Genomic DNA, 9,805 nt, shown 5'->3' with positions numbered 1-9,805 from the left:
TATTCCGACGCCCGCCGCGGCAGCAAACATTTGCGCGAGCATGCTGGAGGATTGGAAAGCATAAGTCGGTTTATCCACTACCTCTTCAAGCCAACGAACAGCATTGATATGAATCAGATCACCGATATAGCCCACAAATTTGTGCTGAGATAATTCCCCGGCGTTCTCAGGGGCGCCGTACTGCTCGATATAGCTAGGGGCAGCATACAGATGGAGTGAAAAACCGCCCCATATGCTCAGTGTCGAGGCCTTTTCCATGAGGCTTGAAAAAGCCCAGAAATACATCAGCTTCTCGACGAGAGACATACAGCTGCTGCGCAGAGGTGACAAGTTCGACAGTTATGGCTGGAAATTCACGATTGAGGTCCACCAATCTGCTGCTGAGGTATAGCGATGCAATGCCCTCCATGGTGCCAATGCGCACTGGACCATGCAGAGCATTTGATCTCCGTTCAAGCGTTGCGGTCAGCGCCACAAAGCCGTTGTCCATTTCTTGCACCGACTCAAGCAATTCTCCGCCAAATCCATTTAGAGCAAACCCCATGTGATTTCGCTCGAACAAGCTGCCGCCAAGAACGTATTCAAGCTGAGCAACGCGCCGACTGACCGTGGATTGGTCGATGCTCAGCTTGCGTGCTGCCTTCAGCAAGTTGCCAGTTCGCGCAACGGCCAGAAAGATCCTCAGATCGTTCCAGTTAAGATGGTCTAGAGACACAGAGTACCCTCGGTTACAGATTGAGTAGGACAAAGCACAAAGGTCCTGAAACAGGCCGAAGCTTTTTGGAACAAAAAAATTGCGCGAAAAAAAAGCCTCACCAAAAGGCAAGGCTTTTTCCCGCAGAGACGCCGATTACATAAAGCTGTAGGTRTAABTGTAGGTGTAATTGAAGATCAGACGGGTACTGGTCCTGGGCACTGATATTGGTATCGCCACGATACGTGCCGTGACGCATGTCGTACCAAACCCTTTCAACGCTCCTGTTTGAATCACGTAATCAACGCGCAGGTCGCGCTCCCATTCGGATTGGTCGTTACCTATTCCATTGGTAGCTTTGATGTTTTCACCGCGCAGATAGGCGGCCGAAGCCTTCAGGCCTGGAATGCCCAGCGAGGCGAAGTCGTAGGTGTACTGACCGAAAGTGGTGTTTTCACCGGCACGGACGAAGCTGTTGATCATGGCGTCGGTGAACAGGTAGAAACTTGCACCACCGGCACCGTAATTGTGGCCGCTGTTATTGAGCAGGCTTCCCTGATTCAAATAGACGAAGCCGCCGTCATCGTTGACGCGCTGATGACCGACCAGGAAGGCGTTGCCACCTAGGGTGTAAGTGAACATGGCGCTCCAGGTCTTGTTATCGACCTCGCCTGGGTTCTTGGCGAACCCACCGTTGTTATTGAATGTGTAACCCGGATCGCCGTTCTTGCCATCGGAACTGCTATCGAAATAGCGAATGTCGGTCTTGAACGACTGGTTTGTGCTGATCGGGTAAACGTGCACCAAGCCAAGGAAGTTCTGCTTATAGTAGTCTTCTAGGTTTCGCATAGTAGTACTGCAGCGTCAGGTCCTTGGTGACCTTCCAGTCAGCACCGGCATAACGGAACTGGTTACTTTCCTGGGTACCACCATTCACCGCCAGGCCGGTGCTGTTGCTCGAGGCGCGACCTGTCGCGTGCTCCAACTGACCCACGTTGAAGGTCACGTTGTCGATTTCCTTCGAGGTGACGGTGCCACCCTCGAAAGTTTGTGGCAGCACGCGAGTGTCGTTCGCAATTAGGATCGGCATGTTTGGCTGCAGACCACTACCGTAATGGGCCTCTGTCTTGGAGAAGCGAGCTTTGACGTTGCCCGCAAGGCGACTCCATTCATCCACTGCCGAGCCATCAGAATCGCTAGGAGAGAAAGAGTTATTGTCCGGGTGATGGCCCTTGCCACCGTCCAGATGGATACCGACCAGCGCCTGGGCGTCAAAACCGAAAACCGACGACACCTTGGGTGAAGCCTGACTGGAAAATCGAACTTGAGTCCCTCAGCGGTTTCTCGCTGATTGTTAGCAGGAGTACTCGGACCTTCGCGAGCATCGGCGTTGTAATAAATGGTTCGCGAACTGACGGATACCTTGCTGTCTTCGATGAAGCCTGCAGCGACTGCCTGCTGCGTCAAAACCCCCGCAGCCACGGCTAGGGTCAAGGTGAACTTGCTCATTTTGAAGCTCCTCTCGTTTTTATAGTTGTGTTCTTGGCCCAGATTCATTTCCACCGGTTCAGTGATTGGCTCTATTGCGTGAGTTATAAGCCTCTAGTTTTTACTTATAAACCTATAGCATTAGTCAAATCAGCTGCCACTTGCCTTTAGGGTGTGATGAATCCGAAATAATTGCTTAGACAAGTTTTGATTTGTGTGTCGAGACGCGCGAAAAGGTGCTGGCTCCTTAAAGGATTCGGGAGCCAGCATTGATGCCAAGTGGTAATACAAGCGTGCGGTTGTGGTGCGCTTTGGGGATGCGGCCCTTCAGCTACCGCACACTACAACAACTTCCATGTAATTTTTGTCGCTAAGAGTACAATAATGAAACATATTAGATCATGTTAATGATTAACAGCCTCTTCCACTCCTATACCACTGTCACGTCGAAACACTAAAGCCCGCCATTTTTCATCAGCATCTATCCGCCGCCGGTAGAGCAAAGATCCCAACACTAGAAAGAGTGCGCCGAGTGGAACAGAAATTATTCCTGGGTTTCTCAAACTGATCAGCGGCTTTTCCAAACCAACCAAACTTGTTGTTTGTGTGCCAGTAGCGTCAAATTTATCCTTGTTCGCCTGTAGATTTACGCGTGCCTTGGAAATTTTTGAAGTAAGAGCATCGATTTCGTTCTGGTTGAGGTTTGGCTCATCAAGATGCAGTTTTAGCGTCCGAATTTCCTCAGTTAGGTTATTCATAGCTAACGTAGTATCTGCTCGAATGGCCGATGGGTATTGCATGTTAGGCGAAACGAGTACAAGAGCTATTGCAGTTAACGTTCCACCAAGTACTCCACAGATAACACCAAATATGTTGCAGTGTTTCCAGTAAAGCGTACCTATCAAAGCGGGAAGGTTGGCAGATGCTGCAACGGCATAAGCAAGTGCGACCAACTGTGCCACATTTTGCCCTTTGGCTAACAGACTCGCGAAAATAGCAACTGCACCTACAATAATCGCTGCAAGTTTCCCTGCAATCATCTGCTGCCGGTCTGTAGCTTCGCCCTTCTTGATTGCTCCTACGTAGATGTCGTGCGCCAGCGACGATGCAGCTGCGAGGGTTAATCCTGCAACGACCGCAACAATTGTAGCGAACGCAACTGCAGCTACTAGGCCAAGCAGTATGTTGCCTGATGCCGTAAGTGATCCGCCTCCGAGGAACTGCGCCAGTAACGGAGCTGCCAGGTTGCCGCCTTTCTCACCAGCGATGATGTTCGAGCTTCCCACATAATAAGCCGCGGCGAAGCCCAGGAAAATTATGAGTAAATGACATGCCCCAATCGCAAGCATGGCCCACAGCACAGACTTACGTGCGGTTTGTGCGTCACGAACAGTGAAAAAACGCATGAGAATATGAGGCAATGCGGCGGTACCGAGCGTAAGCGCCAAACCTAACGAAACTTTGCTCCATTGGGTTTTTCAGGTACAAGCCCGGCTCGAAGAATGTTTTCGTGACGAGCTTTGCATCCTCACCCGTAACAAGTGCGCGACCATGCGGCAAGATAATCGAATAGCGTAGTTTGATTTATCAGCGACTCGAAAAAGGCTGCGATATTGAGATGGAACGGTAAAAGCGCCAGAATTGTTAGCCCTGCACAAGCGGTAAGCAGCAGGCCAGCCTTGATAATTTGTACCCAAGTTGTTGCCGTCATCCCGCCAAGTGTAACGTATGCGAGCATCAGTACCCCAACGACGACGACGGAAACCTCATACTTCACGCCTAGCAAGGCATAGAGCAAGACCGCGCCACCAACAATTTGGGGGATCATGTAAGCAATTACAATTACCACGCTTGACGTAGCGGCCAGGATCTTAGACGTGCGAAAGTCATAACGATACGCAAGTACATCGCCAAATGTATAGCGACCAAGATTTCGACATGGCTCAGCAACAAATAAAAGAACAGGCATTAATGCTACAAAGAAACCTACAAGGTAAATGATGCCGTCAAACCCATAGAGTGCGATTAGACCTGACACCCCAAGAAACGCCGCAGCAGATAGATAGTCGCCAGCAATCGCCAAACCATTCTGAACCCCAGAGATTCCTCCGCCAGCGGTGTAGAAATCACGGGTGCTTTTTCCTTGCTTTGAAGCCAGCCATGTGATGATTAGCGTCAGTAAAATGACCGTCAAAAACGCAGAAAACGCATGAGGCTTGTATTCTTCTGGTACCAAATCTGCTGCATTTGCATGGGCTGTTATTAGCATAACGCCACATCCGGCAGTACAGTGTTTAATTATGTTCATGGTCTGCTCTCCAGGTGCTGGCAAACAACTTTATCTGAGCATCAATGCGCTTCATGCGATATGCATAAATCAACGCGAGACCTCCAACAAAGAAATATTGCGACAATGCAAAGGCAGTTCCTATATTAAGCCCTCCAATCAGCGGTAATACATAGATATCTCGAAACCAGCCTGCACCGATGATGAAAGCAAAATAGTAAGTGAAGAAGACCGCGCTGAGCGTTATCAACATTCTATTTTTCTCAGCCATGCACTTTTCGAATGAATCGACTGCTGACGATTTTTCGCCCATCCGTAAATCCGCTTGGAATACTTGATGAATGGTGTTCACGATTGCCAGTCCTCCAGAATTCTGGAATAAATATTTACGCACTCATGAATGCGCTCCACGCTGCACCATTCATCTGTTTGATGCGCACAAGAGGGTTCTCCGGGGCCTAGTACAATTGCTGGTACGTCGCCAAATACCTCTCTGAGTACAGGGCCGTCGGTAAAGAAGGCAACGGTTCGTGCCTGTGATTTCTCACCAGTAACTGACTCGACAGTTTCTGTTACCTGGCGAATCCATAGGTTGGAAAAGATCGTTCGAAAGTGCCGGAACGTCGACATCCGCTGAGAGCTGCACTTTATCGCCGATATGGGCTCCAACCTTGCCGCATAAGTCGTGATGCGAGATCCCGCATACGGTGCGAATATCGATGGTGAAGGCGGAGATGTCGGGAACTGAGTTGACATTCATCCCTCCTGTGATCGTGCCAACATTCAAGGTAGGATTGCCGAGCAATGGATCGACCGGAGTGTCAAAGTCGAATTGCCGCAATTTTTGGATCGCATCTACAGTGTGGTAGATAGCGTTATCACCAAGTTCAGGCATGGCACCGTGCGCAGTTTTCCCGTTTGCTTTGCCTGTTAGCCAGAGTGCGCCTTTGTGGCCAACAACACATCGGTTCGAGGTGGGCTCACCGATGAGCAGTGCACCAACGTCCATGCCGGGCAGGTCAAGCTCACATAAGCGCTTGGCCCCTTCGCAGCCAGTCTCCTCACCAGCGGTCAGTACGACCAAGACTGGTGGCATAAAACCATTCGTAGTCTTGAATCTTTCCAGCGCGCTAAGGAACGCTGCAATACCGCTTTTCATATCTGAAGAGCCGCGACCGTAAAGACGATCGCCTATCACCTCGCCACCTAATGGCTTTTGGGTCCATGGGGCAGCCCCCAATGGGACTGTGTCGAGATGGCCTGTGAAACACAATCTCGATCCGGACGCCGTGGCGTTCCATGCGAGAAGATTAGACCGTCCCTTTCCAATCGATTGACCAGCGTTGCAAGTCCCAATGAGTTTAGAGCCAGCTCCAAAGCATTGACGAGCTCGCCTTCATTGCCGGGGGGATTGATCGTGTTGGTGCAAACCAGGTGTCGCGTCAGTTCTATGGGGTCACGCAGACTTAGGGGCACGATGGGATTCCTATGTTAGGAAAACAAGAAAGCCGAACCTAGACATGACGGCAGGAATAGCCATGTACTGGTACGTTATATTTTTTGTACCAGCAGAATTTATAGCGGCATGCCATTCAGGTCAACAGAAAAGGTACAAATGGTCATCATCAAATACGACCGTATGTCTTAGGCATGAGTCGTGCACCTTTTTTGTCCTAGCATTTTGGCTTCATGCATCTGAACGGTGCGTCTTTGTGTGTAGGTTTGTCCCAGTTCGAGTTAGAGTATGTCTACGTGCCTAGGAGTCAGTCGTTCGCTAAACAAAATCCCCCGAGTGGGTTAAGCGATCGCAAAGAGTTAGTCGAGGATTTGTATGTTCAAGCTGCAACCCCATGAAATTGCTGAAGGCAAGGCAGAGTCGATTCGGCGTGCGATTGAGCAGGCCATCCTGGATGATCGTCTTAAGCCTGGGGAAAGCCTTCCCACAGTGCGCAGCCTTGCTGCTGACCTAGGCGTCAACAAAAACACTGTGGTTGTTGCTTATCGTCAATTACAGATGACAGGCTTGGTGGTGTCTGATGGGAGACGCGGTTCGATCGTCGCGAACCAGTCTTCGCCCGGCCCATCGTCCGAATCCGGCCTCCCTCAGATGATGTCGGTGCGTGACGGCAACCCTGATATAGCCTTTYCTTCCCGACGAAAACGATATTCGCGACGCGTTCTCTCGTATGAATCTGGAGAATCACCTTTATGGTGAGCAACGGAATAACCCAGGCTTCGTGAAGTGGGCAGTGGAATGCTTCTCGGCGGACGGTGTACCCGTGGATAAGGGCATTTTTGTTTCCGCCGGCGCTCTCGATTTGATCGAGCGCGCCCTCGACGCGGCCGGGCTCGTTCCGGGCGACAAGGTTGGTGTAGAGGATCCCGGCTATATGAGTTTGCTAGCCTTGACGCGCTTGATGGGATTTGAACTGGTACCGCTTGCGCTCGATCAGCACGGAATCCTGCCAGAAAGCTTGCAGTCAGCGCTTGATGGGGGCGTAAAGGCCGTTTTGTTTAGTAGCCGTGCACAGAATCCAACCGGCATCTCGACCTCGAAAGAGCGCGCATTGGCACTGAAAGAGATCGCTGCCAATGCCGATGATGTTCTGTTCATAGATGACGATCATTCCAGCCTTCTACAGCTTGCCCCTTACAACTCTTGGCATGTTCGGGATGATGGACCCTGGCTCGTTGTCAGGTCGTTATCCAAATTTTTGGGGCCTGACTATCGACTCGCAGTTTCAACTGGGGACGTTCAGACAATAGAGAGCCTCGAAAAACAGACAGGCTGTTGGAATGGGCTGGGTCAGTACGTTCTTGCAACGTTTGGCTCTGCAGCTTCTCACTAGTCCAGCGATGCGCAGAAAATTCAGCACAGGTGGCGCAGCTTATATCGAGCGCCATACAGCGCTGCTTACTTTGCTGAGGAAAAAGGGTTTTCGCGTGCATGGGGGTGCAGGGCTTAATCTGTGGTTACCCATCGCCGATGAGCGTGCAGTTGCTGAGCGGCTGTTTGATGCTGGTTGGCTCGTGCGTACGGGGCGTGATTTCTGTGTCGCCCCCCAGTCAGGCATTAGGATCACTTCCTCAAAAATGACTCCGCAACAGAGCATTGTGTTTGTTGACGCACTTCTCGCTGCGCGCCACGCAGTGCAACGACACTCTCCGCTTGAGCTAGAAGCAAAAAAACGGTCAATGCCACCAAGTACTTCGGTTGGCATTGATCGCCTCGCTCTCCGTGTAGAAAGCTAACCCCCCGCCGTGAACCTACGCTTCGGCCAATGCTTTATTGGCTCGAGCGGCTTGATAAAGCGCGAGCAGTTCCGAGACGCTTGGCCGTAATTGGCCCTGCCCGCTCTGTGACCGCGCGCAAGACATTTGAGGGGGCGCTTTTTGGTGAGCCCGCCTGAAATGGCGGTTCCGGATCGTAAGCCATATAGAGTTGTAGCTCCTGGGCTACCGTGTCTCCTCGCAACAACGAAGCCAGTACCAGCGAACCATCTATCCCGGAAGTCACTCCGCCAGCGCTGACAAATTTCCCGTCAATGACAACGCGCTCATCACTTGGGATGGCTCCAAAATACGGGAGTGTTTCCATGGCAGTCCAATGGGTTGTCGCGCGCTTTCCCTCAAGCAGTCCAGCCCCGCCGCACAACAATGCGCCGGTACAAACTGAGAAAACGTACTTTGCGTTTGCGGCTTGCTTTCGGAGAAAAGACAGCACGACCTCATCGTGCATTAAGTCTTCCTGGCCATATCCGCCTGGAACAAGCAGCACGTCGAGTTGTGGAGCCTCATCCAAACGTCGTGTCAGCCAGCAACAGCATTCCGAAAAGATCACGAACCGGCTCCTTGTCCTTCCAAATAGTCAAAAAGGTCGAATTTGGCACACGCGCCAACGCTTCGAACGGGCCGGTGAAGTCGCACTGATCCATGTTCGGAAAAATCAGGCCGCCGATAGTCAGATGGGTTTCTAGTGGAATGGTCATGCTTGCTCCGACATCATCAAGGTTTGTGGTACAACGTGAGTTATGTACCAGTACAATTATAGGCTATCGTCTTATCTGTCAATAAATTTTGGCTCGGCAGCCATGGCGCACCAGAAATTTCGGCATGAGGCTTTKGCCTCTCAGATCACTGAGGCCGGGCTACTACACCGGAATATCGATAACAGCTTTTCGCCAAGTCAAACGCACCCTCGTTAGGTCACCTATGCGCATCCATGTCACTTTCATCGATCGAGTTGGTATCACCCAGGAAGTACTAGCCCTGCTTTGCGGGCGAAGTTTCAATTTGGATGCTGTGGAGATGGTCCCGCCGAAACGTTTACATTGATGCTCCGACGCTTGGTGTCGAGGTGTTGGAAGAGTTGCGAGAGGCCCTTCTCGGAGTGCAGGGCGTGCAGGCGGTGAAAGTGGTCGACATCCTTCCTGGACAGCGTCGACACTTGCAGCTCGATGCGTTGCTTGCCGCCAGTTCCGACCCGGTGCTGGCGGTAGATGAATGCGGCCATGTGCTGCTGGCCAACCCTGCGCTGATTACTTTGTCCGGGTGCGAGCCTGCGGGTGAGTCACTGGCCAAGCTGTTCAATGATTCTGATTTGTTGACTTCGCTGATCGAACACGCTTTTCGCTTGCCGATGCGAGAGGTTAGCCTCGGTGGGCAGACCTTGTTGCTCGACGCCATGCCGATCACTGAGGCCGGCGCTTTAATAACGCTCTACCAGCCGAGCCGAATCGTCGAGCGTCTGTCGGCGCTGCGCCATGACCATGCCGATGGGTTTGATGCGCTGCTCGGTGATTCCCCTCCCATTCATCTACTCAAGGCTCGCGCCCATCGCGTGGGAGTGCTCGATGCACCGCTGCTGATTCAAGGCGAAACTGGCACTGGTAAAGAGTTGGTGGCCCGCGCCTGTCATGCGATCAGCAGTCGGTGTGACGCGCCGTTCCTCGCTTTGAACTGCGCGGCATTGCCAGAGAACCTCGCCGAGAGTGAGCTGTTCGGCTACGCCGCGGGCGCCTTCACTGGCGCGCAACGGGGCGGGAAGCTTGGCCTGCTGGAACTGGCCGATCAAGGTACGGTATTCCTCGACGAAATCGGGGAAATGTCGCCGTATCTGCAAGCTAAGCTGCTGCGTTTTCTGAGCGATGGGTGTTTCCGTCGGGTTGGCGGGGATCGAGAGGTCAAGGTCAACGTAAGGATCCTCAGTGCGACACACCGCAACTTGGAAAAAATGGTTAGCGAAGGCCATTTTCGCGAGGACCTGTTCTATCGCCTCAACGTGCTCAACCTGCAGGTGCCGCCGCTGCGCGAGCGCGGCAACGACATCCTGTTGA

The 9,805-nt window shown here is 52.0% G+C and carries 13 protein-coding genes and 1 pseudogene; 4 read left to right on the top strand and 10 right to left on the bottom strand.

The genetic code is table 11. From position 1 onward, the window contains the following. Positions 1-193 precede the first annotated feature (193 nt). The 8 genes from DQ405_RS22685 to DQ405_RS28345 form a co-directional block, all read right to left on the bottom strand. Positions 194-826: a LysR family transcriptional regulator gene (locus DQ405_RS22685; RefSeq protein ID WP_168426232.1), complete on the bottom strand. Its 633-nt coding sequence runs from the start codon at positions 824-826 to the stop codon at positions 194-196. Positions 827-850: 24 nt separating this feature from the next. Then, a complete protein-coding gene (locus DQ405_RS28180; RefSeq protein ID WP_274597429.1) occupies positions 851-1,543 on the bottom strand; it encodes an OprD family outer membrane porin in 693 nt (230 codons plus the stop codon). After that, complete coding sequence (locus DQ405_RS28175) at positions 1,518-1,988, bottom strand: OprD family outer membrane porin (protein WP_342030439.1); 471 nt, start codon at positions 1,986-1,988, stop codon at positions 1,518-1,520. The genes DQ405_RS28180 and DQ405_RS28175 overlap by 26 nt, the downstream gene beginning before the upstream one ends. Before the next feature lie 598 nt (positions 1,989-2,586). Next, positions 2,587-3,630 (bottom strand): sodium:solute symporter family transporter, encoded by a 1,044-nt coding sequence (locus tag DQ405_RS28170; protein ID WP_168426231.1) that lies wholly within the window; start codon positions 3,628-3,630, stop codon positions 2,587-2,589. Between the two features lie 80 nt (positions 3,631-3,710). Then, the gene (locus tag DQ405_RS28165; protein WP_168426230.1) at positions 3,711-4,490 is read right to left on the bottom strand and encodes a solute symporter family protein; all 780 of its coding nucleotides are present in this window, start codon (positions 4,488-4,490) and stop codon (positions 3,711-3,713) included. Further along, on the bottom strand, positions 4,477-4,821 hold the full coding sequence (locus tag DQ405_RS22665) for a DUF485 domain-containing protein (RefSeq protein ID WP_168426229.1): 345 nt from the start codon (positions 4,819-4,821) through the stop codon (positions 4,477-4,479). Before DQ405_RS22665 ends, DQ405_RS28165 begins: the two co-directional genes overlap by 14 nt. Continuing rightward, complete coding sequence (locus tag DQ405_RS28715) at positions 4,818-5,099, bottom strand: M20/M25/M40 family metallo-hydrolase (protein WP_168426228.1); 282 nt, start codon at positions 5,097-5,099, stop codon at positions 4,818-4,820. The genes DQ405_RS22665 and DQ405_RS28715 overlap by 4 nt, the downstream gene beginning before the upstream one ends. Beyond that, the gene (locus tag DQ405_RS28345) at positions 5,014-5,799 is read right to left on the bottom strand and encodes a M20/M25/M40 family metallo-hydrolase (protein ID WP_342030440.1); all 786 of its coding nucleotides are present in this window, start codon (positions 5,797-5,799) and stop codon (positions 5,014-5,016) included. The genes DQ405_RS28715 and DQ405_RS28345 overlap by 86 nt, the downstream gene beginning before the upstream one ends. A gap of 501 nt (positions 5,800-6,300) precedes the next feature. On the opposite strand from DQ405_RS28345, the gene DQ405_RS22650 reads away from it, so the two are divergent. The 3 genes from DQ405_RS22650 to DQ405_RS28710 are packed head-to-tail and all read left to right on the top strand — an operon-like array spanning position 6,301 to position 7,721. Further along, a complete protein-coding gene (locus DQ405_RS22650) occupies positions 6,301-6,684 on the top strand; it encodes a GntR family transcriptional regulator (RefSeq protein ID WP_168426226.1) in 384 nt (127 codons plus the stop codon). Continuing rightward, positions 6,656-7,318 (top strand): aminotransferase class I/II-fold pyridoxal phosphate-dependent enzyme, encoded by a 663-nt coding sequence (locus DQ405_RS22645; RefSeq protein ID WP_168426225.1) that lies wholly within the window; start codon positions 6,656-6,658, stop codon positions 7,316-7,318. Before DQ405_RS22650 ends, DQ405_RS22645 begins: the two co-directional genes overlap by 29 nt. Continuing rightward, complete coding sequence (locus DQ405_RS28710; RefSeq protein ID WP_446730909.1) at positions 7,266-7,721, top strand: aminotransferase class I/II-fold pyridoxal phosphate-dependent enzyme; 456 nt, start codon at positions 7,266-7,268, stop codon at positions 7,719-7,721. Before DQ405_RS22645 ends, DQ405_RS28710 begins: the two co-directional genes overlap by 53 nt. Before the next feature lie 34 nt (positions 7,722-7,755). On the opposite strand, the gene DQ405_RS22640 is transcribed toward DQ405_RS28710, so the two are convergent. Beyond that, complete coding sequence (locus DQ405_RS22640; protein WP_206678925.1) at positions 7,756-8,310, bottom strand: DJ-1/PfpI family protein; 555 nt, start codon at positions 8,308-8,310, stop codon at positions 7,756-7,758. After that, entirely contained in the window at positions 8,264-8,458 is a 195-nt protein-coding gene (locus tag DQ405_RS27205) for a hypothetical protein (protein WP_206678924.1), read from the bottom strand. Before DQ405_RS27205 ends, DQ405_RS22640 begins: the two co-directional genes overlap by 47 nt. Positions 8,459-8,681: 223 nt before the next feature. Between DQ405_RS27205 and DQ405_RS22635 the strand changes: the two are divergent. Then, positions 8,682-9,805, top strand: a pseudogene (locus DQ405_RS22635) (sigma 54-interacting transcriptional regulator); the annotation flags it as partial.

The organism is Pseudomonas sp. SST3, from assembly GCF_003325755.1.
The sequence above is the reverse complement of the archived record's forward strand: the minus strand, read 5'-3'. Positions and strand labels throughout refer to the sequence as shown.